Origin of the sequence: Microcystis sp. CS-574, assembly GCF_028329095.1 — a bacterium.
Classification (GTDB): Bacteria; Cyanobacteriota; Cyanobacteriia; order Cyanobacteriales; family Microcystaceae; genus Microcystis; species Microcystis ichthyoblabe_A.
The window spans coordinates 1-25,550 of sequence record NZ_JAQMSY010000211.1 but is presented as its reverse complement, the minus strand read 5'-3'; the positions used below and the strand labels follow the sequence as shown (position 1 = coordinate 25,550).

Below are 25,550 nucleotides of genomic sequence, written 5' to 3'. Positions count from 1 at the left end.
GGTTTGATCCCCCCTTGCCCCCCTTAATAAGGTTTGATCCCCCCTTGCCCCCCTTAATAAGGGGGGTGGTGATGGGTTTCAGTTGGCATTAATGGGGTTCATTATAGACAAATTAATCAATATTATTTATAAAGTTTTCTTAACTTTTTTTGTATCAAATTTACCTGAACGGTAGTATTAAATACTTATGATTGAGTTTGTATAAAACACTTTTGCAATTTAAGCTTGTGTATAAAGTTTTATACACAGATTCAACATTTCTGGTCACTAAGCCACAGCAAATCCCGTATATTTGCGTATTTTAGGATAACGAAAACCCAGGACTATATCTTCTTTGGGAATACCTGCCTCCATCAAATCAGTAGCTATACCTTCCTCCGTTTCATCACATTGAATCCAGACTTTATCGACAACCAAGCTAAGGTGAATTGGTGTTGCATGGAGATACTTATTGCCACTCCAACCGAAATCTAAAACTAGATAATGTCCTCGTTCATCATCAAATATAACCTGAGAAGTGTAGCCATCAGGTAAAGTAGCACGATAGTTAGCATGATTCTGGAGAACAGTCTTAATAATACCTTGATATTTTAATCGGGTATCCATTGCACGATTACCTCACTTTCATCATCAAAGACAATTAATTTCACAATCTGATTCTTTAGCAATACCTGCCCTAATTCTATACTAAAAACACTGTTAAAAGTTGGCTGAGATATGGCCAGATAAAGAACTCGCTCAACTTTCATCTCGTTAAGGATTTGACGATACAAGACGTACTGCCCCAAAGCTTGCTGTAAATCCTTTACGTCAGACTGTCCTACAAAGCTTTTCACTTCAACGACAATTTTCCGCAATTCTTTCTCCGCACTGATTAAGCGTTCTGCTCCCAAATCAGCGGATAAACGCTTCTTGCCAATTTGAAGTGGAAAAGGATCGTGAGTGATTGCCCACCCGTCCTTCTCTAAAGCAAGTTTTACAGTGTCGTGGTAAATATCTCTTGCAGACACAAAAATTCAGAGGATAAATACTCTAATCAGCAGTATAGCAAATTTTTCTGTTCTCAAGACCTCTTGTAAAAATCAAAAGACGAGTGCCTACAGCAATTCCGGTAGCAGTTCGGGATAATTGACCGGCACTGCTTGGCGCTGAGATGGACTCGCTGCTGGCTCTTGGGTATCTGAAAACTGGTTAGTGTTAGGCGGCAAGCTGTCCATAGAGTTTTTTTTGCATGGATTAGAATCGATTGTGATAATTGATTATTGTCTATGGTTTATTATGGTTTCAGTTGGCATTAATGGGTTCTATTATAGACAAATTAATCAATATTATTTATAAAGTTTTCTTAACTTTTTTTGTATCAAATTTACTTGAACGGGAGCATTAAATATTTATAATTGAGTTTGTGTAAAACACTTTTGCAATTATGGAATTTTGGAATTGACGAAATCTAGCCAAGAATTTAACTTAAGCTTATTCTTTTGGATATAAACTTGATTCTAGAAAAACTATTGGTAATCAGAAAATGCTGACTTCATCGCCTCCCAATCTCTCGCAACTTGCCCTTTTATTTCTCAAAATCGGCATTATCGGTTTTGGTGGTCCGGCTGCCCATATCGCTTTAATGGAGGAAGAAGTGGTTAAGCGTCGCGGTTGGATGACTAAGGAGCGATTTCTCGATTTGGTGGGGGCAACTAATCTGATTCCTGGTCCTAATTCCACGGAAATGGCTATTCATATCGGTTATATTTTTGGTGGTTTAGCGGGTTTAATAATCACGGGGGTTTGTTTTATTACTCCTGCGGTGTTAATTACGGGTTTTCTAGCTTGGATCTATACTACCTACGGGACTTTACCGGATGTGGCTCCGATTTTTGCGGGGATTAAACCGGTAGTAATTGCGGTGATTTTTCAGGCACTCTGGCGCCTAGGCAAAAAGGCACTGAAAACCCGTCAATTACTCTTCATCGGATTGGGAGTTATCGGATTATTAATCTTAGGTTTAAATGAAATTATCGCTTTACTGTTAGGGGGAATTATCGGGATGTTTATCCTAAAAAAATTCGCTACTTTCCCCCTGATTGTGGCAGGAATAGGCGGTGCAACGGCGGTTGCTGCTCCTAGCAATATCCCACCGACATTAACAGGATTAGGGCTATTTTTTCTCAAGGTGGGTAGTGTTTTATTTGGTAGTGGTTATGTGTTAGTTGCCTTTTTAGAAGCGGATTTAGTGCAGGGGAGAGGATGGTTAACCCGACAACAATTATTAGATGCTATTGCTATCGGCCAATTTACCCCTGGTCCGGTGTTATCTACAGCCACTTTTATCGGTTATCAAATATTAGGAGTATCGGGGGCAATTGTGGCAACTCTAGCGATTTTCTTTCCTTCTTTTATCTTTGTTTTATTACTTAATCCTCTTATTCCTAAACTGAGAGAATCGGCTTGGGCAGGGGCTTTTTTAGATGCAATTAATGCTAGTGCTGTGGCTTTAATGGCAGCGGTAATTTTTAATTTAGCTCTAGCTACTTGGTTACAACCCTACGGGAATTTACCTTTTAATTTATTGGCTATCATTCTATCTCTTATCTCCGCTATTCTTTTACTACGTTTTCAGGTTAATTCTACTTGGTTAATTCTTGCTGGCGCGCTTATTGGTTTGCTCTTAAAACAATTAGGTTAGGGGGAAATAAGTCAATGGTTCTAATTGAATATTAAGATAGATTTTGCCTTTTATCCCCCCTTAATTCCCCCTTGATACCCGCTTAATAAGGGGGGTGCTGATCCCCCCTTAATCCCCCCTTAATAAGGGGGGCGCTGATTGGTTAAACTGAGCTTTTCTACCCAGTTGTAGATCTGATCGCGATTTAGTCTATAGCTTAGAGGATGGGCGATTAATCGAGCGCTACTAGCAAATAATTCGGCAATTTCTACTAAACCATTTTCGCGTAAAGTTCGACCGGTAGAAACTAGGTCAACTATCGCTTCTGACATCCCCGTAATCGGGCCTAATTCTACGGAACCATAGAGAGGTATAATCTCGACGGGAATATCTAAACGACGAAAATAATCCTTAGCACAATTGACAAATTTTGAGGCAACTTTACCGTGATGGGGAATATCTAAGGGACTTTGATAGGGACTATCAGCAGGGACAGCTACCGACATCCGACAATAACCAAATTTTAGGTCAATTAAATTAGCCACATCGGGAGATTTTTCCAATAAAATATCATAACCGGCGATGCCTAATTGTGCCTGACCGTATTCTACATAAACTGGTACATCTGTGGCTCTGACTAATAACGCTTTCGCTTGGTTAGTGGGGTCGGTAATCTGTAATTGGCGATTTTTTGAGTCAAGAAAGGCACTAAAATCTAAGCCAATCTTTTGAAATATTTGGATACTTTCGTTTAGTAAAGCACCCTTCGGTAAGGCAATTGTTAGCATAGAGGGAATTATGAATTGGGGTGTGGGGTTTTTCAGTGAACAGTAAACAGTAATCAGTAATCAGTGAACTGAAAATTCGCCTCTGATAACCGAGATGGCAGTAAGTTCTCTAATGACCACATCAGCTAATTGTAAATCTTGATGGTTTTCCGGTTGCCAACTAATTGCGATCGCAGCTGCTGATTTTGCCTGTTTAGCCATTTCCCAATCGGCCCTAGTGTCCCCTACCATCAGGGTTTTGTCCACTGCTGTCCCCAAAGCTTGACAGGTTTCTTGCAATAATAGGGGATCGGGTTTACTTAAACCTCGATCGCAGCCCCGAACAATTTTAATATAATTTAATAGGTGATTTTCCTTGACAAATTGCTCAACTCGTGCTGTGGTATCGGAGGAAAGAATCGCCAATTGTAAACTGGCCGCGTGCAGATAACGAATTACTTCTAAACAGTGGGGATAGAGGGGATTTAAGCGGGGGGGAACCTTTTCATCGGCCGCTTGAAAGGCCGCTTTTGCGATCGCCATAGCCGTTAACCAGTCCCGGCCGGTGGAAGCAATACAACCGGCAGCGACGATATGATTATCTCTGCGGCTGCCCACTGCCATTAAACCAGCAGGATTGAGACTATTTGCCCCAATACCGAAAGTTTTGGTTAATAAAGACTCTAAACCAGGGATTTGCGATTCAATGGCTTGTATCCGGGCTATAGCTCGATCGTACCAGAAAGCTCGCGAATCCTCTAGCGTACCGTCCTTATCAAAAACAATCCCTTGAATATCTCTAAATTCTCGATTACCACAGCGAATTATCGGCAAATAAACCTCCTTATTTTTATCTATATTGTCAGTCATCATTTTAGCTTTCAGGATTAAGGAGACAGGATTCAGGAGACAGGAGATTATTTCTATTTATTCTCCCCATCCCCCCACTACCCCACTACCCCACTACCCCACTACCCTACACCCCACTTTCCTATACCTTTTAAACAGGATTTAGTATTATCCCTCAAAGGCAGCTTTTTGCTGACGGACTAAATCGACACCGCGGGAAGTTCCCAGACGAGTGGCCCCGGCCTGGATAAGAGCGAGCGCTTGTTCAAGGGTGCGAATTCCGCCGGATGCTTTAATTCCTACCCGGCCTTTGCTAATTTCCTTGAGAAACTTCACATCGCTAACCGTTGCTCCTCCAAACCAGCCGGTACTGGTTTTTAGATAACTCACTCCTGCATCCATGCAAATTTCTGCCGCTAAACGTTTCTCGGTGTCCGTTAGTTGCGAGGTTTCCAGAATCGCTTTCACTGTCTGGCCAGTTTCCTGACAAATACTAGCAATTTCTTGGAATAATTCCTCGGATTTCCCATCTTTTAGCCAACCGAGATTAATAACCACCTCTAACTCCTTAGCACCATTATCTACGGCTTCTAAAGCCTCATAACGTTTAACTGCGGAGGTAGTGGCCCCTGCGGGAAAACCAATCACGGTAGAAACTAAAGTTTTTTTGCCGTGGAGTAACTGCACCGCTTGCTTAACGGCAGCGGGATAAACGCAGACGGTGGGAAAATGATATTGATCAGCCTGTTGACAGTAAGCCTCTAATTGTTCCCTGGTGGCGGTGGGGATGAGGAGAGAATGGTCGATATATTGTGCTAAATCTAGATCAGAATCGGTGATAGCCATTATCTACGCCTCAATATAGTCAATCGATCGCTATTTTCTCATTTTATGGAAGTCACACAGCAAAGTCATGTCTCGCTAACCTAGAAATTCCGAGACTAGCAAAAATCCAGTAACCTAGGAAGAAACCGTCACAAGTGAAGACTAGGAGACAATAGACCTATGTTAGAAGCGTATCATCAGCACGTTGCCGACCGAGCGAAATTAGGTATCCCTCCCCTTCCCCTCAACGCTCAACAAACGGCGGAATTATGCGAAATACTCAAAAATCCGTCCGAAGAACTCAAGGGAGAATTGCTGACCCTGCTGCGTGACCGTGTTCCCCCCGGAGTTGACGAAGCGGCCTACGTTAAAGCGGGATTTTTAACAGGAATTGCCAAAGGTGAAATAAAATCTAACGTTATCTCCCCCCAGGGTGCGGTTAGCTTACTGGGAACCATGGTCGGCGGTTATAACGTTCATTCTCTGATTGAAATACTGAAATCCAGAGATATTAATATCGCCGCCGCTGCTGCCAGCGCTTTAAGTAAAACCCTGCTGGTATTCGACGCATTTAACGAGGTTTTGGAATTATCCGACACCAATCCCTATGCTAAACAGGTCATCGATGCTTGGGCCAATGGTGCTTGGTTTATCGCTAAACCGAAACTTGCTAAAGAAATTACCGTCACCGTCTTCAAAGTAGCCGGAGAAACCAATACAGATGACCTATCTCCTGCCCCCCATGCCACCACCCGGCCCGATATTCCCCTTCATGCCTTGGTAATGTTAGAAACCCGTCAACCGGGGTCTTTAGAAACCATTGCCGAATTGAAAAAATTAGGTCATCCGGTCGCCTATGTGGGGGATGTGGTTGGGACTGGTTCCAGCCGAAAATCGGCAATTAACTCGGTTCTCTGGCATATCGGCGATGATATTCCCTTTGTACCTAATAAACGTGCTGGTGGCTATATTTTAGGCAGTAAAATCGCCCCTATCTTCTTTAATACTGCTGAAGATTCCGGCGCTTTACCGCTTGAATGCGATGTTAGCCAAATGAACACGGGGGATGTGATTAAAATCTATCCCTACGAAGGCAAAATCACCAACGAAGCGGGCGCAACTATTAGCACTTTTAGCCTCAAACCTGAGACAATTCTGGATGAAGTGCGGGCCGGCGGTCGTATTCCCCTATTAATCGGTCGCAGTCTCACCGATAAAACCCGTCACGCCTTGGGACTTGAGGCTAGTACCCTATTTACCCGTCCCACTATGCCTAGTGACACGGGTAAAGGTTACACCCTAGCGCAAAAAATGGTCGGCAAAGCTTGCGGTTTACCCGGGGTGCGGCCGGGTACTTCCTGTGACCCGATTATGACTACGGTAGGGTCTCAGGATACCACCGGCCCGATGACCAGAGACGAGTTAAAAGAGTTAGCCTGTTTAGGTTTTAGCGCCGATTTAGTCATGCAGAGTTTCTGTCACACGGCAGCCTATCCGAAACCGGTTGATATTCAAACTCATCACCAATTACCGGACTTTTTCTCTACCCGGGGTGGGGTGGCTTTACGTCCGGGAGATGGCATTATTCATTCCTGGTTAAATCGGATGTTATTGCCGGATACGGTGGGGACTGGAGGCGATTCTCATACTCGTTTTCCCCTGGGAATTTCCTTTCCTGCGGGGTCGGGTTTAGTGGCATTTGCGGCCGCTTTGGGAGTAATGCCTTTGGATATGCCGGAATCGGTTTTAGTGCGTTTTACGGGGGAATTACAACCCGGTGTAACTCTGCGCGATATTGTTAATGCTATTCCCTACGTTGCCATGCAAGAAGGCAAATTAACCGTGGAAAAACAGAACAAAAAAAATGTTTTTAACGGTCGTATTATGGAGATGGAAGGGCTGCCGGATTTGAAATTAGAGCAGGCTTTTGAGTTAACCGATGCCACGGCGGAACGTTCCTGTGCCGGTTGTACGATTAAGTTAAGTACCGAGACAGTGGCGGAATATTTACGCTCTAATGTGGCCCTGTTAAAAAATATGGCGGCCCGGGGTTATAGTGATGCCAAAACTATCCTACGTCGGGTAGCAAAAATGGAACAATGGTTAGCTAATCCTGTCCTGATGGAGGCGGATAAGGATGCCGAATATGCGGATATTATCACCGTCAACTTAAACGAGATTAAAGAACCCATTGTTGCCGCACCCAATGACCCCGATAATATCAAGTTAATGTCGGAATGCGCCGGGGATAAAATCGATGAGGTGTTCATCGGTTCTTGTATGACTAATATCGGTCATTATCGCGCCGCCGCTAAGATATTAGAAGGAGCGGGAGTTGCTAAGGCTAAACTGTGGATTTGTCCCCCCACCCGCATGGATGAAAAACAATTGCGCGATGAGGGAATGTACGGCATTTTTGCCGCTTCTGGGGCCCGTACTGAGATGCCTGGATGTTCCCTTTGTATGGGTAATCAAGCGCGGGTTGAAGACAGAGCGACGGTATTTTCTACCTCGACTCGTAACTTCAATAATCGCATGGGAAAAGATGCGCGAGTCTATCTCGGTTCCGCCGAATTAGCGGCGGTTTGTGCGCTGCTGGGACGCATTCCCACCCTTGAGGAATACCTGGCAATTGTCACCGAGAAAATTAATCCTTTTGCCAGCGATTTATACCGCTATTTGAACTTTAATGAAATCGCTGGTTTTGAGGATGAAGGCCGGGTAATTCCCCTAGAAGATTTACCTAAGATTGAGGATATATTAGGGATTCCTTCCGGTGTTTTGAGTTAGTATGAAGGTTTAGGGTGAGCTATGAAAAGCTCACCTTCTGCTCAGAAAATAAAGAGGTAAAATTTATGGGAATGCCCTGTGAAGTGAATAGTATTTTAAAGTTAAAACCATCTCAAGGTTATCCAGAAAGTTTGGAATTATCTAAACAGTATCAAGGGAGCAAAGAAGATTATAGAATTATTCCTGTTGATGTTCCAATTCCTTTGGTAAATGAACATTGGGTCGCCTACGCAGATGTTATCATTGAAAAATTAGTTTGGGAAAATCGTCAAACAACAGTTTTATTTAGAATTGATAGGATTTATCCAGTCCCTTTTATTGTCAAAGAAACTTGAAATTAGATGAAGGATCAACAACGAATAATTATTGCAAGAATTATTAAGTATGAATTTGATTATTTTCTCAGAAAATTCAAGCCTTGGGAAAAATTTATATTTTTGTTATACTTAATAGTAGCGATTGTGACAGGTTTAGGGGATGCAAGTTCATTTTTTACAGGAGAGAATAGTCCTATACCTAGGGAATGGAAATTGTTAAAAAGCCCTCAAATAGTTACGATTATATCTATTATTATCTTAGGAATTCCTGTTTTACTCTCTCAAACACAGACTGGACAAGATACTGTTGAACTTTTAGAAACAATTCGCTTAAACATTGTGCCAGCAATCAGTAGTTCTTTAGAAGAATTATCTGTTGATATAAAACAAAAATTTAATCTACAGGGCAATATCAGAGTATCCTTGTGGATACCAGTGAGACAAAAGTTATTTACTTGGAATCTCCAAATGGTATGTAAAACTAGCAATGTATCTGATAGGGAACTAGAGGCACTTTTTGAATTAGATGAAGGGGTAATTGGTTACACATACCTGAAGACTATAAGAAAGTATGCTTTGGAGTTTGTTGATATTTCTAATTCCCAGCAATTACCGTCTTCTTATGTCCCTCTCCAAAGAGACAATGAACTATTAATTAATCCTCATATAAAAATTGTGTTAGCTGTAGCTGCACTGCAAAAAAGTTCTATTCTGGGACTATTAGCTGTTGATACCGATGATAGTGCGGATTTAAGCTCAATGAATGATAGAAATCTACATAGTAGTATTTTAGACTGGATGACACAATACAATAACGTTGTTAAATTACTCTGGAGAATGAAGAATAATGTCTAGGGTATTGACTAGGTTAAGCAATTGACTCATGATAACAGTAGGGGTAAGACCTAAACCACAGAGGAAACTATTATGTCTGAGTCACTAAAACAACAGAGACAAGCACCTAGTTTAAAGTTAATTGAAATATTAGAAGATGGTAGTGCCAAAACTTTTATCTACGAAGATCCCGAAAAAAAGAACAAATCCAGCTTTATTGCTCGAATAAAGGCTAAAATACAACAAAAACTCAGACCATCAGCTAATTAGTTCTTATGTATTTGCCAGATCATTTGTACACAAGGGGGTTATCTACCCCCGGATTTGTTTTTATAGTCATGACCGATTAGTTTGATACATTCTAGATACATGAAGCTCTTATCCTGTCTAGTATTAGTATTCTCAATCTTAATTGAAATCGCTGGTTTTGAGTATGAAGGCCGGGTAATTCCCCTAGAAGATTTACCTAAAATTGAGGATATCTTAGGGATTCCTTCTGGTGTTTTGAGTTAGTATGAAGTTTAGGGTGAGCTATGAAAAGCTCACCTTATTGACGATTTTTGCGATCAAGGAGATTAAAATCATGAAATTAGACCAATTTGAATATATTTCTAATCGAGGGGAACCTAGTGAATGGCGAATTGATGGATGTCAGTTAGGCAATATTAATTTAATCGTTGGTAAAAATGCCAGTGGAAAATCAAGAATTGTCAAAAGTATATATAAGCTATCAGAACTATTATCTGGAAGTGAAAAATTTGATCCATCTTTTAGAAAGGATACATGGCATTTATTTTTTGATTGCACCACAAATTGTAAAACAGAATATTTTCTAGAATCAGAAAATGGAGAAGTTCTCCAAGAAAAGCTAATTATTGGTAGCAAGCAACTTTTAGAAAGAAATGAGTCGGCAGAAGGTAGAATTTTTGCCCAAGAACTTAATCAGTATATGCGCTTTCAAACACCTAAAACAGAATTAGCAGTAGTTAAGCGTCGAGATACTATCCAACACCCTTTCTTGGAAGATATTTATAAATGGTCTAGCTCTCTAAGATTCTATGAATTTGGAACACAACTGGGAAAATATACCCTAGCTAAATTGCCGCCAACAACAGAATTATTAAAAGCTAAAACAGATACTAAAGATTCTGATTATGTTGTTGAAATATTTGTGCTGGGAAAACGAGAACATAGTGAATTCACTCAAAGAATTATTGACGATATGAATAGAATCGGTTATCAAATTACAAAGATAGAAACTAAAGTACCGAGTTTTTTCAAGTCTAATATTTCGCCTCTTGAAAATTCAGACGAGGATTCAGACAATTTACCAAAGTTTTTGTATGTGCAAGAAGATGGGTTAAAGTCTGTCACGGAACAATCGGAAATATCTCAAGGAATGTTCAGAGCTTTATCATTATTTATTCAGATTAATTACGCTATTTTGTCAGATCAGCCTAGTTGTATTATTATTGATGATATCGGGGAGGGTTTGGATTTTCAACGATCTTCAGCTATAATTAAACTTTTAATTGAGAAGGCGAAAACAGGCTTAGTGCAACTTATCATGACCACTAATGATGAGAATATCATGAACGGTGTTCCTCTTGAATATTGGTCTGTTATCGAACGACAACCGGGAGTCGCTAAATTACATAATTACTCTAATTCTCCCGAACAATTTGAACAGTTTAAACATATTGGACTGAATAACTTTGATTTTTTTGCTAGTGAATTTTACTTGCAGGAACCTAATTCAGAGGAAGTGATAGATTGATGTTAAAGAAAAAACTAGCGATTTTTGTGGAAGGACAGACCGAAAGAATATTGATAACCAGGTTACTTCAAGAAATTGCAGGATACAAAAAAGTTTCTGTGGAAGTTTATCAAGTGCGCGGGGATAAAGCTAATCGCAAAATTGAACCGCTAAAATTAAATTCTATCGAAGTTGCTCCTTTCTTTATTCTTTTGTACGATTGCGGATGTGATTTTCATGTACTTTCCGATATAAAAAAACAACATGATAGTTTAACTAATAATGGTTATGAAAAAATTTTAGGTTTACGAGATTTATATCCCGAAACTCTAGAAAATAGAACTAAGGTAGAAAATGGCATTAAAGGATTTTTAAAACCTTTACTTCAGAACAAGGGAATTCCCATTTCGATGATTTTAGTGATTATGGAAATCGAAGCTTGGTTTTTAGGTGAATACAGTTTTCTGACTAAAATAGATAGTTGTTTAACATCTAAGTTTATTCTAGACAATTTAGGTTTCGATCTAAATGCCCTAGATGTAGAACAAATACCACATCCTAGTCAAGTGCTGGACAGTATTTATCAATTAATACAACGAAGCTATGATAAAAGCGAAACGACTGTGGAAGAAATAGCTAGTCTCCTAAATTATGAGTTTATATATTTGCATCTAGTTGAAAAGATTAAACAACTCAAGCAGCTTATTGATGCAATTAACCTTTTTTTACAGTAAAAATACATCTACAGCGTTTCTCATCAAGATAAAGTGTAACCTACTTTGACATCGACCACCTACTCCCCAAAACGAAAACTTCGCACCTCACCATTAAGATAACTGCTGTAATACTGCTCACTTAATATTCTATTTTCCTACCGATAACTGATAACTGATAACTGATAGACGGTTGACAGCTTAGATGTGTAATTAATTTTGCTTAGGGACTGACAGCTATTTAAATATACTTTTGCCAGTTCATCCCTGGCTTGCTGGTTCAAGGGTTAGATATTTTCCGAGCAAAAGTGCTACAATGTAATTTTAGGGGTCAAAACAATCAAGGAGAAGAGCATGGTCAGCAAAATTGATCGCCAAGCATTTTTACAATCCTTAATCGTGCCACCGGGTAAAGAAATTTCTCTGCACAAAGACTACGATCCTGGGTTTAAGCCAGACTACATTACCAAAGAAGATGCCACACTGCTGCTGCAACAGGGGATCGAAAAAATGGCCGAGTTTCAAGATAAACTCTATGCTCAGGATACCTATGCTCTGTTAATTAATCTGCAAGCCATGGATGCGGCGGGTAAAGATGGTACGATTAGACACGTTATGTCGGGTTTAAATCCCCAAGGCTGTCAGGTATTTAGCTTTAAAGTTCCCTCGGCTGAAGAACTAGATCACGATTATCTCTGGCGATATTATAAAGCTTTACCGGAGCGGGGTCGTATCGGCATTTTTAATCGTTCCTACTACGAAGAATTATTAGTCGTGCGCGTCCATCAAGATTTATTGGAACGGCAAAAACTCCCCCCGGAAGACAGAACTAAGAAAGTTTGGCAGCGACGTTTTGAGGAGATTAATAATTTTGAAAAATATCTGGTCAACAATGGGGTTATTGTCCTAAAATTCTTTCTCAATGTTTCTAAAGGAGAACAGAAAAAACGATTTTTAGAAAGAATTGATCGCCCCGAAAAAAACTGGAAGTTTTCCGAAAATGATGTCAAAGAAAGAGCTTTTTGGGGTGATTACATGAAAGCCTACGAGGAGGTATTCAATCATACCAGTACCGAATGGGCCCCTTGGTATATTATCCCGGCTGATCGCAAATGGTTTACCCGTTTAGCTGTGGGGGCGGTTATTTATCACACCCTGGAATCCCTCGGTTTACGATATCCCACCGTCACGGAAGAACATCGCCAAGCTTTACTGAAAGCCAAAGAAATCCTGGAAAATGAGCAGGATTAAAAATAGAAGAAAATCCCCAAAAAGCGATAATTGCCAGAAAATCGATCTCTTGAAGAAATATTTTTATTCATGTCGTCTTTTCTGTTAGGCTGAATTTTTGTCAGTTATTGATCAGTAATTCCCAGATTTCTCCCCTATTATTGCCCTGGGAATTAATATTTCTTCGGGCTTTTACCCTTTGAATATTATAATTTTTATATAAGTCATCAAAAAAATTATTGTCAGAGTCAAAGTTTTTAAGGTCGGAATTGCTTAAAATAAATTTATAACCCGCTCGATCGACTTGATCGATAAATTGTTTTAATCGCATTTGCTCCTCATCGTTAAAATCTTCTTTGGTATAAGAGGTAAAAGCTGATGTTTTTTTAATCGGTTTATAGGGAGGATCAAAATAAAATAAAGTCTTGTTATTGGCATAATTTAGGGTTTGGACAAAATCTCCTTGTAGGATCGTCACTTTCTGTAAATGATGATTGACAGCTAATAAGTTTTCTTCATTGCAGATCAACGGTTTGACATATTTTCCAAAGGGGACATTAAAAAGTCCTTTGCTATTGACTCTATAAAGTCCATTAAAACAAGTTCTATTAAGAAATAATAACAAAACTGTTTTTTCTAGACAGTCATCGCAGCTGCGAGAATTAAATTCTATTCTTTTATCTAAAAAAAACTTTTGTTGTTCCTCTAGATTTTTAAGTTCATAAAAATCCTGCTGAATTTTTTTAAGCTTGACTATTAATTCTTTGAGATTATTTTTAATAACATTATAAGCCATGATTAAATCAGGATTGATGTCATTAATAATAACTTTTTGGACAGGAGAAAAATTATTTAAGACTGAGAATAAAACTGCCCCACCTCCGACAAAAGGTTCAATGTAGTTAAACTGACAATCCTGAGAAATCTGGGAATTAATCAAAGATAGAATATTGGGAACCAGTTGAGTTTTGCCTCCCGCCCACTTTAAAAAAGGTTTGGCGCTAACTGTTTTCCTTTCAGACAAAGAAGTAGTCATTATTATTACTAGATTATCCTAATCTATTCAATTTACAGCGCAATTCATGAAAACCTGAAAGGCGGATTTGACATCAGAAAGGTAAACGGGGCATTTTTTTCAATACTGACTCAATTTGGTTGATTAAATCCAGCAGACGATTGCCATCCACATGAACCTCGCTGGTGGGATAATTAGCGAGGACTTCGATGATTTGAATCTCATTATCATTAATGGCAGAAGTGACTAAGGCACCGCGTAAAGCTTGCCGACTAGCAGTCCGATTGGGTGTATGGACAATTTCAGTCGCATAATCTAGCAAACTTTCGCCAAAAAAACTATTAAGAAATTTGGAAAGAAAGACGGCATCCACCGCTACCCGACGATTAAGGATTTTGCGGAATTCTTCAGGTTTTTGGTTAGCCATCTTTAATTGTGCCGCTAAAGCGGGAGCTAATTCGCCTGTTTCGCTCAATTGCTTTAATTCTGATACCGATACGGACCCTTGGAAGATGTAGTATTTGATGATAGCTGATTCGGCGGCTGACAAAGGCTGACAAACACCGAGAAAGATAGATATTCCTAGGGGAAGTAAAAGATTTTTGAACATAAACCAAAGGTACAAAACAAGCGAAAAGCGATCGGGATGATTGACTCATTCTAGCGAAATTGGTTGCCGCTTAGGAAAAACTGAAGACGGTGTTGGTTATCTAGAGATGAATTTTCTAGTCACCCAACTAGAAGCAGAAAGCTGATAGCTTAATGCTAATCACTAATTTACATTCGCGAGAGGGCAGCGATTTTTGCTAGTTTATCTTTTTCCAAACCGTTGAGATCGTCTAGCTTTAACCATCCTTCCTTTAATAGTTGAGCAAAGACAAAAATTAGGGAAGTATAGCGATACTCATATTTACCATCAATCTGATGTCGTCGGGCGCTTAGATAATCGTGCATTTGCCAGATATCATCTAAAACCGTGATCTGACCAGACTGTTCTTTAATATGTTCTATTAAAGTCCTAGTTTCTCGCTGATAAGCTTTTTGGAAAGCAGTTTGAGCAATTTCTTGTTCGGTATCTGACCAAATTATTTCACTCATAGGCATGATTTTAGTTTTAGGGATGATAATTTTGGGTTTTTGAACTACCTCGACTCTTTTCGCCCACATCTGTAAGAATGATTGTTTAGTTATTCTTACCTAGATCGGAGAAGAAACCGGTGTATTTACCAATTTTTTTAAGTCAGCCTTTTAATTGTATAAAAAAAAGAGTTCACTTGACAAGGAACTCTAATAAGTTTCATCAGAATTTTTAATGATTTCTCTCAGTAGCTATTTAGCCACGGGCAAAGTTTAATAATTCTTTCGGAGAAGCTAATAAATCGATCGCTACGAAGAAAATTTTATTATCAGGAGTTAGGAGGAAGCGCCATGCCATATTCATACCCACACCCGCACCAAACCAGGGGGTTTGTACTTTTCCCGTCACTTTAATCTGAGTAAAACCGTCATCGGCGGGTTCCACCACACCGCGTTCGGGGATTAATTTCAAATTTTGGCATTCTTCGCGGAAAAAGCGATATACTGCCTCTTTACCGACGACGGGACGTTGGAAAGGTGGTTGCAGAGCGCCGTCAGGGGTGAATAATTCAATTAATACATCAAAGTCATTAGCGTTGAGGTTGTCCATATAGTTGAGGACGGTGGCATTGGTAACGCCTTCAATGCTAACTTTAGTCCGTTCGGCAATATTTTGGGGAGGAACCACGGGTTCGGAAATACGGTTATAATCGCCCAGTTTCTTGGGATCGTAGCCCATATCCACCACACAATTCCGCAGAACGGTGATTTGTTGTCCCGACTCTAATTTTTTAATCCCGTCTAAAACGGCGCTGGCATTAGCAGATAGTTCATAACCCTTGGGAATTGGGGCAACACTGCCATCTTCCATCCATTGTCCTAATTGATACCAGAATCCCAGCTTGATATTAGCAGACCAAGTGCCGTAGGTACGACAAATCGGGGTGTCAGCATGGTTGGCTAAGTCGCACATCACCTGCGACTGTTGCAGGGGTGACATCTGCCGAATTTCATTCATGGTTTTTTCGGCAAAGACCATACTAGCAGCGCCGGGGGCGGCAACGGTGATGGTTTTGCCCATTTCTAGATAGGCAAACCAAATCAAGGCTAGTTGATCTTCGGTATTCAGCTGATTGAAACGCGCAATCGTGGCAGGAACCACATCCGCTGATAGCGTGTTGGGGAAAATGCTCCGCGCTGATTCGATCGTAAACGGCATAGATTCACCTTGAAGTAAAGTTTTGTATCAATTTACCACCATTCTATCATATTTGCGCCCCAAGGCAGCACCACTAGAGAAACTTTCCCAAAAAAAGCTGTACTTTAGATCACACTTACCCGGGATTATCACAAAATCTTAATGGTTGAACAACTGTTCCATCACTTATTTAGGGTTGGCGGCAGCAGCGAGCGATCGCTGTTTGGCGATGCTAGATAATGAAAAGTATCTCTAGAGGATGATTTTTGCTGCTCTAACTCGTTTTCAACCCGGGACTACTCTTGATCATCCCTAGTTTTTTCTAGGATTTCTCACCCCGTAGCAGGCCGTAAATTTCATCGGTATAGTCATAAAACTGAGCTTGTCGTTTAATTTTATAATTACGATCTACGGGTAAATTAATTGTTAATTCCCGTTGTATAGTCCCGGGCCTCGCACTCAAAACATAAATACGTTGAGCTAAAAAAACCGCTTCATCCACATCATGGGTAATCATTAAAATACTACACCTGATTTTTTGCCAAATTTCAATTAAATATTCGTGCATTCTTTCTTTGGTTTGTACATCTAAAGCTGCAAAGGGTTCGTCCATTAATAAAACTTTGGGATGACAAGCAAGAGAACGCGCGATCGCAACCCGTTGTTTCATCCCACCCGATAGTTCTCTGGGGTAAGCATTAGCGAATTGGATTAAACCGACAATATCCAGATAATAACAGGCCACTTCCCAGCATTCTTTTGTCGATAATCCCTGTAGTTTTAAGCCAAATTCAACATTTTTTTGGATCGTCATCCAGGGATAGAGTGTATAATTTTGAAAAACCATGCCGCGATCGGCTCCTGGGCCTGTCACTTCAACACCATCAACGGTAATTTTGCCGGAAGTGGGCAGCTCTAAACCCGCAATCATTCGCAACAAAGTTGATTTTCCCGAACCAGAGGCCCCGACCGCACAGACAAATTCAGCACTTTCAACGTGTAAATTAATATCTTTCAGAGCGACCACAGCACCTCGTTTAGTGGTGAAAATTTTATTGAGTTGAGTAATTTCTAAGTGCATTAAGGTTCTTCTCTTATCATTAAAATAACTTTACTGGTGACAGAATAAACTCTGTTATTGAGTTTTTAAGTTAACGAGTAATTGACCATTTACAAGTCCACTGCAAAAACAAACGAAAACTTAAATCTAGGGCAAAGCCAATAATTCCCAGGACAATCAAACAGGCAAAAATTTCATCGGTTCTCAGAAATTTCTGGGCCAATAAAATCCGTTTGCCTAATCCATTATCAGCCGCCACCAATTCCGCCACCACTACCAAATTCCAGGCGGCCGCCATATTAACACGAAAAGTATCGATAACATTAGGAATAATATAGGGAGTAATCACTTTAAATAAAACCTGTTTTCGAGTTCCTCCAAGGGTATAAGTTACTTCGATCAATTCACGGGGAATGAACTTAACTGCATCCATAATCATCAGGGTATTAAAGAAAATTGTCCCGATAAAAATCAGCATAATTTTTGACGTTTCTCCAATACCCAAATAAATAACCAATAGGGGAATAAAAGCAGGAGCGGGCATATAACGTACAACGCCAATGATCGGTTCCATTAAACTGCGAATACTCGGAAAAGTTCCCATTAAAATCCCTAGGGGAATAGCAAACAATCCTCCTAAAAAAAAGCCTCCAACTACTCGTAAAAAACTGGTAATAGTATCTTGAATTAAAAAGCCCTGTTCTGCCAATTTTCCTAAGGCCTGAATAACGGCTAAAGGAGAAGGCAAAAATACGGATTCAATGCCCGCAAAACTAGAGATTAGTAACCATAAAATCAGCGGGACAATAATAGAGGAAACCATTAAAGTCCATTTGAGGGATTCGGGAATATCCTCGGTAATCCGCCAAAAAGTGCTTTGAGGAAGCGTTTTATGTGTTGTGGTCATGGGATTTGCCAAAGAAAAGAATAATTTTGATAGCCAATATCACCCAGTTATCAAACAATTCTTGAAGTCAATGATTAAGGGACTAATTAGGCTTTTTTGTCTTGATTTGCCAACGCCTTGACAAATTGGGCATCTAGAATGGTTGTTAGATCGGGGACTTTTTTAATAAAGCCAACTTCCATCATAAAATCAGCCATTTTTTGAGCGGCAAAGGGCATATTTTTCATGGTTTTCCCCGGACTAAAGGCTTCTAGGTTTTCTTCTAAGGTGAAAAACTTCGTTCCCTCTTTATATAAGGCCAATTCTTCTGGGCTAATGCCGGCACGCTTGGCCATAATCTCATCGGCTTTTTGGGGATTTTTAGCCATAAACTCTCGAACATCAAACCAGGTTTTGACAAGAGCCTGAACCTGTTCTGGTTTTTCTTTGATTAATTTGGTACTGACAACTAATAAATCAGGAATAGCACCGGGAAAAGCTTTAGAACTAATTAATTCTTTAGAACCTTTTCTTTTAAGGGCGGTTGACCAAAAAGGTGGAAAAGCACCAACTGCATCTACTTTTCCCGATGCAAAAGCGGCGGCAGCAGCCCCTGTTTCCATGGGGACAATTTGCACATCTTTACGGCTCATTCGTTCTTTTTCTAGAGCTAAACTGAGGAGAAAATCACCGACAACGCCTTCTTCGACTGCAACTTTTTTGCCTTTTAAATCTTGAATAGTTTTAATCTCTTCTGTGACAATAACTTTGTCATTTCCTGACGAGTTATCATTAACTAAAACAGCAACTTGACCATTCACTGCATCTCCCGCAAAAGCGATTGTATCGTTGAGAGTTTGGCTATTTCCATCTAATTGTCCGGCAGCTAAAGCTTGCAAGGATTCAAGATAACCATCAAACCATTTCATTTGAACATTAGCCCCATTTTTAGCAAATAATCCCTCTTCTTCAGCGATCGCCCATGGCCACCAACCGGCCCAATTACTATAACCGATGACAATCGGGGCAGTATTACTCAGAGAACTACTTGCATTGGGGGTTTGCTGAGGAGCTTGATTACAACTAACGGTCAGGAGTAAGCTACTAAAAAAAACGAGAAGTAAGGAGAAAAAATTGCGCCGTTTCATAGGTAATAGCCTAATAGCCTTTAGAGGTGACAGATAGTAAGTAACGAAGATAGATTTTGCCTTTGATCCCCCCTTAATCCCCCCTTGATAAGGGGGGTGCTAATAGACGGGGGGATACCCCCTTGATAAGGGGGGAATCTGAGAATTTTTAACACCTACCTAATTAAAACAGAAATAAATCTCAAAAACTGTTACTGATTAACAATTCAAAAACCTCGGAATATTGACTTGGCTTTTTAGCCAATTTAACCAGTCTTCTAAACCTTCTCCTGTTTGAGCAGAAAGAGCGATAATCTTTACATCGGGATTCATAGAACGAACATTTGCTTCTAAACGTTGTAAATCAATCTCTAAATAAGGAGCCAGATCTAATTTGGTAATAATCAGACAATCCGCTTCTTGAAACATAATTGGATATTTGAGGGGTTTATCTTCTCCTTCAGTAATACTTAATAGAGCAACTTTAGCGTGTTCCCCTACCTCAAATTCGGCGGGACAAACTAAATTTCCCACATTTTCCACCAACAATAAATCAAACTCTTTGGGGTTATAATCTTCTTTGAAACGATGAATTCCCCCAGCTACCATTTTGGAATCTAAGTGACAGGAGCGACCCGTATTAATGGCAATCACGGGAACTCCATATTGTCTCAGGCGCTCTGCATCTAGTTCTGTAGTCATATCTCCTTCAATAACAGCCATTTTTAATTGATCTTTTAAGGCTGCGAGGGTTTTTTCCAATAATACAGTTTTACCCGCACCAGGACTACTCATCAGGTTTAAACAGGTAATGCCCCACTCGTCAAAATGTTCCCGGTTGTGATCGGCTCCTGCTTGATTGGCATGAAGTAGATTAATTTCTAGGGCCGCGTCAAAAGTTTGGTGCATTTTAGTTGAGAATGAATAATTGATCATCGAACTTGTAGAAGCGATCGCCCAACTTTGTTTAAGAATCTAAAGAATATTCAATGTGGTCAATTTTTAACTCTCGACCTGAACGAATATCCTCCATCGGCGATCGACAAGTTGGGCAGGAATATTGCTGGCCAATTTGGGGTTTATAATCCTTTTGACAGCAATGACAATAAGCAATTAGGGGAATATTTTTAATCGCTAATTCCACGCCAGCCAGAAAAGTATTGGCAGTTTGAACTTCAAAGGCAAATTGTAAACTGACCGGTTCGACACAGGTAAATTCACCAACCATGAGATGAATTTTTTCAATTTTGAGCTTTTCAGGTTGGCTATCATACCAATCTCGAACTGTCATAATTAACGCCTTGGTCATATCAGTTTCGTGCATAGGAAATTACTGCCAGGGTTCGTCAACGGCCAGATTGGCATCAGGATGAATATAATAGGGCTTTTCTTTACGCGGTAATTGACCTGAAATAACCAGATGAGCCATGGCATCACAAATAACACGGGTAGCCATCAAAGAGGTCATATCACTAATATCGTAGGGAGGGGAAACTTCCACCACTTCCATACCACAAATGGGAGCTTTTTGGATAATTTTACCCAATAAAGCTAAGGCTTCACGGGGTAATAAACCCCCCGGTTCTGGCCAACCTGTACCGGGGACAAAACCGGCATCAATGCAATCAATATCAAAACTAATCCAAACGCAATCCGTACCATCTAAAGCTCGTTCTAAGGCAAATTCGGCGGCCGCATCAATGCCTCGTTCTACAATGTCGGTGACGGTCAAAATATTAGTGGCCCGCTCGCGGCAAACTTTAACACCTTGACGGGGAACTTGCCAACCACCAATCCCTAATTGGACGAGATTTTTAGCAGGAGCATTTTTCATATTGGTGGCATGAAACCAGGGGCAAGTGTGCATCCGTTCATCTAAATCCGTTTCCTGGGTATCCACATGGCGATCAAAGTGAATAATACCGACTTTTTTATCCCCTAAATGCCGACAAATACCCCGCACTGTCGGAAAACCAATGGAATGATCACCCCCTAAAATAATCGGCAAGGCACCGGAACTAAAGACATGGGCAACCCCTTTAGAGATTTGATCAAAGGACTTTTCATTATTAGCAGGAATGGTGAAAATATCCCCTAAATCACAGAGCGTAATTTGTTCGCGCAGATCTACCCCTAATTCAAAATTGTAGGGCGTATAAAGGGCCGAAATCCGCCGAATTCCCTGGGGTCCAAAACGAGTTCCGGGTCGGTAAGTTGTCCCCGAATCATGGGGAACACCGACGATGGCCACGTCATAATTGCCCACATTCCGCACATCTTCCAAATAGGGGGCCTTCATAAAGGTGTTAATTCCCGCATAGTGGGGTAACTCACCCCTGGAAAAGGTGGGAATACTGCGATCGCGAATACTATCGGCCGCCTCTAAACCGTAGGTTAACCCCTGGGAAACTTCCTGTTGCCAACCGGTTAGGGGCAAATGGCGTTCTTTTTCTAGGGCCTGTTGAGCTTCAGTTACATGAGGGGGTTGAAAAGTAGATTCCTCGGACATCATTTTACCTCAAAATACAATAACCCGGGAGCCTTCAAAGACACTGCCTCAAAACAGTTATCCTTAAAGTCTCCCGGGCTTTTATCCCGCCGTGTAGCCAGCTTAGACGGAAAAAATGTTTGATCCGCTCATTTAAGACTAGCTTGCTCCTCTCGGACCTGACATTTAAGGACGCTTAAATCGGAACCCTAGAAGCAATTTTCTTGACATTAGACGATCTCAATCCCAAAAACAGTATCATAGACTACACAAAAGGGGATTTTTTCCCGCTTAAATATGGTTTGCTGAATAATTAGGTGGGTATTAAAAACTTTCAGATGCCCCCCTTATTAAGGGGGGATTAAAGGGGGGACTAAGGGGGGATCGGCACCCTCCTTATCAAGGGGGATCCCCCCGCCTTCGGCTTCCCCCCTTATCAAGGGGGGCTAGGGGGGATCGAACCTAAAATCCATTTTTAATTTAATTATAACCAGCTACTTATATAATAAAAAGTATCTCCAGAGAATGATTTTTCCTGTCTCTATGCAACACCCCTCTCTGACTCGCTTTGAACCTGCGACTACTCTTGATGAAATCCATTTAACTATATCTCCTGAACCCCTATTAACTCAGAAGGAAATAGATGCTTTTTATCGAGAAGAAATGAATAAAGTGAGAGGGGAAGATAAAATTCAGCGTCTAAAATTAGGGTTAAAACGGGTCATAGATACGCAACAATATTACAAAGCCTGTTTAATGGGACACACGGGGGTAGGCAAATCGACAGAATTAACTCGTTTAATTAATGATCATGAGATTAAACAGCATTTTGAACCCCTGCGATTTAGTGTTTTAAGTGAACTCGATGCGATTAATTTCAGTCCCCTTGATGTGTTTCTCTTTATGGTGGTGGAAATTGTTGAGAAAACCGCTAAAATTTCTCGACAACCCAGTGATGAAAATTTACAAAAGCTTTGGGATTGGTTTAGTTCTGAAGAATTTACCCGTAAGGAAACCAGAGAAAGTCAAATCAAAACGGAAGCAGGAGCGGGAGTAAAGGAAGATTCTTTCTGGAATAAAATTCTCGGACTTTTTGCCTCTCTCAAGGGAGAATTCCGGTTTGCTTCCTCGCGAGAGAAAAAAGTTGTTGAATACCGTCTTTCCCGTTCCAGAGATTTAATTAATATTGCTAATCAACTCCTGAAAGAGTGTGATCAGAACTTACAGGAAACTATGCAGAAAAGCTGGCTAATTATTGGAGAAGACTTCGATAAAGCTGGTGTTTCACAAGAAGCGGTCAGGGATTTATTTTTAAACTATTCTAACATTTTCAAAGATTTAGACATTCACATTATTTTTAATATTCCGATTGGATTGTATAATTCATCTCCTGGGATTAACCTCACTTTTGACCATAATCTCCTGATTCCCGATACTCCAGTTTTTTGCCAAAAAGATCATACTCCTAACCAAAAAGGACGGGAAGCAGTGAGAAAAGTTTTAGAAGCAAGAGTTAAATCTAATTTATTTGAAGATGGACAAATAGAGCGGGTTATTATTGCCTCTGGTGGCAATATCAGAGATTTATTTTATTTAGTTAGAGAAGCTTCTGATGAGGCAATTGTCAATCAACAAAATCTGATCATGTCTAGTCATATTAGCAGGGCAATTCGCAGTTTAAGAACAGAATATGAAAGACGTTTAGGCCAAAATCCTTATGATATCGATTCTGTTAGTTATGGGGATAAGGTATTATTGTTAAAACGAATTTATGATGCTAATCCAGAAGCACAAATTCCCAATGAGATATTATACGCTTTATTAAATGATCGAGCGATTCAAGAAGTAGATGGAGACGGGGAAAGATGCTTTATGGTGCATCCCCTTGTGGTTGATATTTTAAATGCTCAAGGTCATATTCCTACTGGTCCCGATGGAGGTGTCCCCGGTGGTACATCAAGTTAATCAAACTAATCAATCGGAGTTAGAACCGGGTACTATTTCCCATACGGCAGCTCGTTTGCTATTGTGGGGACGAAGACCATCTAGAGGTTTAGCTAGGGTGGAATTTTATGATGAGTTTTCCCGTCAGCAAGTAGTTAGAGAATTAGAGAATAAACTGCAAGAACAAGGCATTATTTTTCATAAAATTGTCTTACCAATATGGGAAAAACCCTCTTTTGTCTTGAACTTCTTGTTAACACAATTGGCAGAATTGGAGTCGGGAGTAGTATCAATTACTGGTTTTGAAACCGCTTTTAGTTCTGATGTTTCCCTAGTAGATGCCTTGCAATTAATTAATTTCAATCGAGAAAATTTAGCTCGCTTTAATCTCCGACAAATTTGGTGGATGAATCATAATTTTACTAACAAAGTTATTCGGTATATGCCAGATTTAAATTCTTGGTTTTTCCTGCGATTATTTTTAACAGAAAATTCAACCCAAGCTACCAACTATAATCAGCTATTTACCGATAAAAATACCGTTCATGATCCCTATAATTTACCAGGAACAGCAGTTAACTTTGTTGGTAGAGAACAGGAATTATCCCGGATTCATCAAGCTTTTCAGCAATCTTCCCTAATTGTTTTAAGTGGGATGGGAGGTTCGGGAAAAACTGAATTAGCTTTACAGTATGCTTGGCAACATAAAGGGGATTATCCTGCGGGTATTTGTTGGATAAATGTCCTTAACAGTGACCCCGGTTTAGCTATTTTATTTTTTGCCAGAGAATACCTGGGTTTAAACATACCCAATCAGGGAACCTTAAGTGAACGAGTGCGTTACTGTTGGCAAAATTGGACCGAGGGAAATGCTTTAATTATTTTTGATGATGTGCGTGACTACGACCAAATTACATCTTATCTACCATCAGGAAAAGAATCTCGTTTTCGGGTTTTAATTACCACTCGCTTTAGTTACTTAGGGGTATCGCTATCAACGATAAACTTAGATGTTCTCACAGAAGCGCAAGCTTTAGATTTACTGCAAACCTACTTAGGAAAAGAACGTCTAACCGCGGAGTTAGAGGCAGCCAAGCAACTTTGTCAGTGTTTAGGATATTTGCCTCTAGGATTACAATTACTAGGCAGTTTTCTGAGACAAGCAACCACTGAAACTTTAGCAAATATCAAGGAAAAATTCCCGAAGAAAGGCTTAAAATGTCTCAACTCTGATAAGGAGGAAGTCCGCAGTATTAAAACAATTCTCGATCTCAGTTGGCAACTGTTAGAAAAAGAAGAACAAAAATTAGCTCTTTATCTCAGTTTATTTGCTTCGGCACCTTTTCCCAAGCACTTAATCATCAGTTTATTTTCTGATGAAGCTAAAGACGAGATAGAAAAATGGTTAACCGATAGCTTGGTTAAGCTTAATTTGCTGAAATCTTTAGGCAATGAATGGTATCAACTGCATCCCCTCATCCGTCTTTATCTACGGGAAAAATTAGAAGGTTCCGAGATAGCCAATACCGCAAAAAGTCGTTATTGTACGGTGATGACAGATACATCGAGAACAGTCCCCCAAACTCCTACTCTAGATATTATTCAAAATCTGACTCCCTTAATTCCCCATATTGAACAAGCTGTCAGGGAATATCCGGAATATATCGCTGATGAGGATTTAGTTTCGTCCTATACGGGTTTAGCTCGTTATTATAAAGGACAAGGATTGTATGCTATTGCTGAACCTTACTATCAAGATTGTTTAACCGCAACTCGAACCCGCTTAGGAGAAAATCATCTCGATGTGGCAACTTCCCTCAACAATTTAGCAGCATTGTACGATTCCCAAGGTAGATACTCAGAAGCGGAACCTCTCTATCTAGAAGCATTAGATTTGTTAAAACGACTCTTAGGAGACAATCATCCCCATGTGGCAACTTCCCTCAACAATTTAGCACTATTGTACCAATCCCAAGGCAGGTACACAGAAGCGGAACCTCTCTATCTAGAAG

The 25,550-nt window shown here is 40.2% G+C and carries 26 protein-coding genes, 1 pseudogene and 1 riboswitch; of the genes and pseudogenes, 11 read left to right on the top strand and 16 right to left on the bottom strand.

Going from position 1 to position 25,550, the window contains the following annotated elements; translation table 11 throughout:
- Window positions 1–267 precede the first annotated feature (267 nt).
- The 3 genes and pseudogenes from PN470_RS17160 to PN470_RS22210 all read right to left on the bottom strand — a co-directional run.
- Window positions 268–606, bottom strand: coding sequence for a XisI protein (locus PN470_RS17160; protein WP_002732736.1), 339 nt, complete (start codon window positions 604–606; stop codon window positions 268–270).
- Window positions 591–1,010: an element excision factor XisH family protein gene (locus tag PN470_RS17155; RefSeq protein WP_002764234.1), complete on the bottom strand. Its 420-nt coding sequence runs from the start codon at window positions 1,008–1,010 to the stop codon at window positions 591–593. Before PN470_RS17155 ends, PN470_RS17160 begins: the two co-directional genes overlap by 16 nt.
- A 93-nt stretch (window positions 1,011–1,103) precedes the next feature.
- Window positions 1,104–1,217, bottom strand: a pseudogene (locus tag PN470_RS22210) (TIGR03032 family protein); the annotation flags it as partial.
- Between the two features lie 308 nt (window positions 1,218–1,525).
- Between PN470_RS22210 and chrA the strand changes: the two are divergent.
- Window positions 1,526–2,683, top strand: a complete 1,158-nt coding sequence (gene chrA, locus PN470_RS17150; RefSeq protein ID WP_272104851.1) for a chromate efflux transporter — start codon at window positions 1,526–1,528, stop codon at window positions 2,681–2,683.
- Window positions 2,684–2,802: 119 nt separating this feature from the next.
- Here the strand turns inward: chrA and hisG are convergent, their stop codons facing one another.
- The 3 genes from hisG to deoC all read right to left on the bottom strand — a co-directional run bounded on the left by hisG (window position 2,803) and on the right by deoC (window position 5,124).
- Entirely contained in the window at window positions 2,803–3,450 is a 648-nt protein-coding gene (hisG, locus tag PN470_RS17145; protein ID WP_002794444.1) for an ATP phosphoribosyltransferase, read from the bottom strand.
- Window positions 3,451–3,510: 60 nt separating this feature from the next.
- Window positions 3,511–4,302: an HAD family hydrolase gene (locus tag PN470_RS17140; RefSeq protein ID WP_016515008.1), complete on the bottom strand. Its 792-nt coding sequence runs from the start codon at window positions 4,300–4,302 to the stop codon at window positions 3,511–3,513.
- A 144-nt stretch (window positions 4,303–4,446) separates the two neighbouring features.
- Window positions 4,447–5,124 carry a deoxyribose-phosphate aldolase gene (gene deoC, locus PN470_RS17135; protein ID WP_016515009.1) on the bottom strand — a complete coding sequence of 226 codons (678 nt, stop codon included), beginning with the start codon at window positions 5,122–5,124 and terminating at the stop codon, window positions 4,447–4,449.
- Between the two features lie 159 nt (window positions 5,125–5,283).
- Here deoC and acnB point away from each other — a divergent pair, with 159 nt between their 5' ends.
- The 8 genes from acnB (at window position 5,284) to PN470_RS17095 (ending at window position 12,764) form a co-directional block, all read left to right on the top strand.
- On the top strand, window positions 5,284–7,893 hold the full coding sequence (gene acnB / locus PN470_RS17130) for a bifunctional aconitate hydratase 2/2-methylisocitrate dehydratase (protein WP_016515010.1): 2,610 nt from the start codon (window positions 5,284–5,286) through the stop codon (window positions 7,891–7,893).
- A 14-nt stretch (window positions 7,894–7,907) separates the two neighbouring features.
- Entirely contained in the window at window positions 7,908–8,228 is a 321-nt protein-coding gene (locus tag PN470_RS17125) for a DUF2584 domain-containing protein (RefSeq protein WP_223210942.1), read from the top strand.
- Between the two features lie 6 nt (window positions 8,229–8,234).
- A complete protein-coding gene (locus tag PN470_RS17120) occupies window positions 8,235–9,065 on the top strand; it encodes a hypothetical protein (protein ID WP_016515011.1) in 831 nt (276 codons plus the stop codon).
- Between the two features lie 72 nt (window positions 9,066–9,137).
- Window positions 9,138–9,314, top strand: a complete 177-nt coding sequence (locus tag PN470_RS17115; protein ID WP_002785471.1) for a hypothetical protein — start codon at window positions 9,138–9,140, stop codon at window positions 9,312–9,314.
- A gap of 99 nt (window positions 9,315–9,413) precedes the next feature.
- Window positions 9,414–9,557: a hypothetical protein gene (locus tag PN470_RS17110; protein ID WP_193958951.1), complete on the top strand. Its 144-nt coding sequence runs from the start codon at window positions 9,414–9,416 to the stop codon at window positions 9,555–9,557.
- Window positions 9,558–9,627: 70 nt separating this feature from the next.
- Window positions 9,628–10,821: an AAA family ATPase gene (locus PN470_RS17105; RefSeq protein ID WP_271947891.1), complete on the top strand. Its 1,194-nt coding sequence runs from the start codon at window positions 9,628–9,630 to the stop codon at window positions 10,819–10,821.
- Window positions 10,821–11,534, top strand: coding sequence for a hypothetical protein (locus PN470_RS17100; protein WP_271935607.1), 714 nt, complete (start codon window positions 10,821–10,823; stop codon window positions 11,532–11,534). The genes PN470_RS17105 and PN470_RS17100 overlap by 1 nt, the downstream gene beginning before the upstream one ends.
- Window positions 11,535–11,867: 333 nt before the next feature.
- Window positions 11,868–12,764: a polyphosphate kinase 2 family protein gene (locus tag PN470_RS17095; RefSeq protein ID WP_004158797.1), complete on the top strand. Its 897-nt coding sequence runs from the start codon at window positions 11,868–11,870 to the stop codon at window positions 12,762–12,764.
- A gap of 100 nt (window positions 12,765–12,864) precedes the next feature.
- Here the strand turns inward: PN470_RS17095 and PN470_RS17090 are convergent, their stop codons facing one another.
- From PN470_RS17090 to PN470_RS17045, 10 genes are all read right to left on the bottom strand, one after another.
- A complete protein-coding gene (locus PN470_RS17090; protein ID WP_130757420.1) occupies window positions 12,865–13,779 on the bottom strand; it encodes a DNA adenine methylase in 915 nt (304 codons plus the stop codon).
- A 73-nt stretch (window positions 13,780–13,852) separates the two neighbouring features.
- Window positions 13,853–14,368: an alpha/beta hydrolase gene (locus tag PN470_RS17085; RefSeq protein ID WP_002777581.1), complete on the bottom strand. Its 516-nt coding sequence runs from the start codon at window positions 14,366–14,368 to the stop codon at window positions 13,853–13,855.
- Between the two features lie 167 nt (window positions 14,369–14,535).
- Complete coding sequence (locus PN470_RS17080; RefSeq protein ID WP_271935604.1) at window positions 14,536–14,925, bottom strand: hypothetical protein; 390 nt, start codon at window positions 14,923–14,925, stop codon at window positions 14,536–14,538.
- 166 nt (window positions 14,926–15,091) lie between these two features.
- A complete protein-coding gene (locus tag PN470_RS17075; RefSeq protein ID WP_002777584.1) occupies window positions 15,092–16,054 on the bottom strand; it encodes an orange carotenoid-binding protein in 963 nt (320 codons plus the stop codon).
- A 301-nt stretch (window positions 16,055–16,355) separates the two neighbouring features.
- Window positions 16,356–17,114, bottom strand: a complete 759-nt coding sequence (locus PN470_RS17070; RefSeq protein WP_271935601.1) for an ABC transporter ATP-binding protein — start codon at window positions 17,112–17,114, stop codon at window positions 16,356–16,358.
- Window positions 17,115–17,184: 70 nt separating this feature from the next.
- A complete protein-coding gene (locus tag PN470_RS17065; RefSeq protein WP_002798309.1) occupies window positions 17,185–18,000 on the bottom strand; it encodes an ABC transporter permease in 816 nt (271 codons plus the stop codon).
- An 86-nt stretch (window positions 18,001–18,086) separates the two neighbouring features.
- Complete coding sequence (locus PN470_RS17060) at window positions 18,087–19,127, bottom strand: ABC transporter substrate-binding protein (RefSeq protein WP_271935599.1); 1,041 nt, start codon at window positions 19,125–19,127, stop codon at window positions 18,087–18,089.
- A 198-nt stretch (window positions 19,128–19,325) separates the two neighbouring features.
- On the bottom strand, window positions 19,326–20,015 hold the full coding sequence (hypB, locus tag PN470_RS17055) for a hydrogenase nickel incorporation protein HypB (protein ID WP_002734828.1): 690 nt from the start codon (window positions 20,013–20,015) through the stop codon (window positions 19,326–19,328).
- Window positions 20,016–20,073: 58 nt separating this feature from the next.
- Window positions 20,074–20,430 carry a hydrogenase maturation nickel metallochaperone HypA gene (hypA, locus tag PN470_RS17050; protein WP_002731704.1) on the bottom strand — a complete coding sequence of 119 codons (357 nt, stop codon included), beginning with the start codon at window positions 20,428–20,430 and terminating at the stop codon, window positions 20,074–20,076.
- A gap of 6 nt (window positions 20,431–20,436) precedes the next feature.
- Complete coding sequence (locus PN470_RS17045; protein WP_002732465.1) at window positions 20,437–21,615, bottom strand: agmatinase family protein; 1,179 nt, start codon at window positions 21,613–21,615, stop codon at window positions 20,437–20,439.
- 68 nt (window positions 21,616–21,683) lie between these two features.
- A riboswitch (guanidine-I (ykkC/yxkD leader) is annotated at window positions 21,684–21,818 on the bottom strand.
- A gap of 319 nt (window positions 21,819–22,137) precedes the next feature.
- Between PN470_RS17045 and PN470_RS17040 the strand changes: the two genes are divergently transcribed.
- Together PN470_RS17040 and PN470_RS17035 are read left to right on the top strand one after the other, a co-directional pair.
- Window positions 22,138–23,559, top strand: coding sequence for a hypothetical protein (locus PN470_RS17040; RefSeq protein WP_272104850.1), 1,422 nt, complete (start codon window positions 22,138–22,140; stop codon window positions 23,557–23,559).
- Window positions 23,528–25,550 (top strand): tetratricopeptide repeat protein (locus PN470_RS17035; RefSeq protein WP_334310451.1); only part of this gene is annotated, 2,023 nt, incomplete at its 3' end. The genes PN470_RS17040 and PN470_RS17035, both read left to right, overlap by 32 nt.

What these genes read in the sequence shown, in the direction of transcription:
- PN470_RS17095 (WP_004158797.1), top strand. Translation starts at nt 11,868, where the DNA reads ATGGTCAGCAAAATTGATCGCCAAGCATTTTTACAATCCTTAATCGTG.
- hypB (WP_002734828.1), bottom strand. Translation starts at nt 20,015, where the DNA reads ATGCACCAAACTTTTGACGCGGCCCTAGAAATTAATCTACTTCATGCC.
- PN470_RS17090 (WP_130757420.1), bottom strand. Translation starts at nt 13,779, where the DNA reads ATGACTACTTCTTTGTCTGAAAGGAAAACAGTTAGCGCCAAACCTTTT.
- chrA (WP_272104851.1), top strand. Translation starts at nt 1,526, where the DNA reads ATGCTGACTTCATCGCCTCCCAATCTCTCGCAACTTGCCCTTTTATTT.
- deoC (WP_016515009.1), bottom strand. Translation starts at nt 5,124, where the DNA reads ATGGCTATCACCGATTCTGATCTAGATTTAGCACAATATATCGACCAT.
- PN470_RS17110 (WP_193958951.1), top strand. Translation starts at nt 9,414, where the DNA reads ATGAAGCTCTTATCCTGTCTAGTATTAGTATTCTCAATCTTAATTGAA.
- PN470_RS17070 (WP_271935601.1), bottom strand. Translation starts at nt 17,114, where the DNA reads ATGCACTTAGAAATTACTCAACTCAATAAAATTTTCACCACTAAACGA.
- acnB (WP_016515010.1), top strand. Translation starts at nt 5,284, where the DNA reads ATGTTAGAAGCGTATCATCAGCACGTTGCCGACCGAGCGAAATTAGGT.
- PN470_RS17120 (WP_016515011.1), top strand. Translation starts at nt 8,235, where the DNA reads ATGAAGGATCAACAACGAATAATTATTGCAAGAATTATTAAGTATGAA.
- PN470_RS17075 (WP_002777584.1), bottom strand. Translation starts at nt 16,054, where the DNA reads ATGCCGTTTACGATCGAATCAGCGCGGAGCATTTTCCCCAACACGCTA.
- PN470_RS17115 (WP_002785471.1), top strand. Translation starts at nt 9,138, where the DNA reads ATGTCTGAGTCACTAAAACAACAGAGACAAGCACCTAGTTTAAAGTTA.
- hypA (WP_002731704.1), bottom strand. Translation starts at nt 20,430, where the DNA reads ATGCACGAAACTGATATGACCAAGGCGTTAATTATGACAGTTCGAGAT.
- hisG (WP_002794444.1), bottom strand. Translation starts at nt 3,450, where the DNA reads ATGCTAACAATTGCCTTACCGAAGGGTGCTTTACTAAACGAAAGTATC.
- PN470_RS17080 (WP_271935604.1), bottom strand. Translation starts at nt 14,925, where the DNA reads ATGTGGGCGAAAAGAGTCGAGGTAGTTCAAAAACCCAAAATTATCATC.
- PN470_RS17105 (WP_271947891.1), top strand. Translation starts at nt 9,628, where the DNA reads ATGAAATTAGACCAATTTGAATATATTTCTAATCGAGGGGAACCTAGT.
- PN470_RS17065 (WP_002798309.1), bottom strand. Translation starts at nt 18,000, where the DNA reads ATGACCACAACACATAAAACGCTTCCTCAAAGCACTTTTTGGCGGATT.
- PN470_RS17100 (WP_271935607.1), top strand. Translation starts at nt 10,821, where the DNA reads ATGTTAAAGAAAAAACTAGCGATTTTTGTGGAAGGACAGACCGAAAGA.
- PN470_RS17045 (WP_002732465.1), bottom strand. Translation starts at nt 21,615, where the DNA reads ATGTCCGAGGAATCTACTTTTCAACCCCCTCATGTAACTGAAGCTCAA.
- PN470_RS17085 (WP_002777581.1), bottom strand. Translation starts at nt 14,368, where the DNA reads ATGTTCAAAAATCTTTTACTTCCCCTAGGAATATCTATCTTTCTCGGT.
- PN470_RS17060 (WP_271935599.1), bottom strand. Translation starts at nt 19,127, where the DNA reads ATGAAACGGCGCAATTTTTTCTCCTTACTTCTCGTTTTTTTTAGTAGC.
- PN470_RS17040 (WP_272104850.1), top strand. Translation starts at nt 22,138, where the DNA reads ATGCAACACCCCTCTCTGACTCGCTTTGAACCTGCGACTACTCTTGAT.
- PN470_RS17140 (WP_016515008.1), bottom strand. Translation starts at nt 4,302, where the DNA reads ATGATGACTGACAATATAGATAAAAATAAGGAGGTTTATTTGCCGATA.
- PN470_RS17160 (WP_002732736.1), bottom strand. Translation starts at nt 606, where the DNA reads ATGGATACCCGATTAAAATATCAAGGTATTATTAAGACTGTTCTCCAG.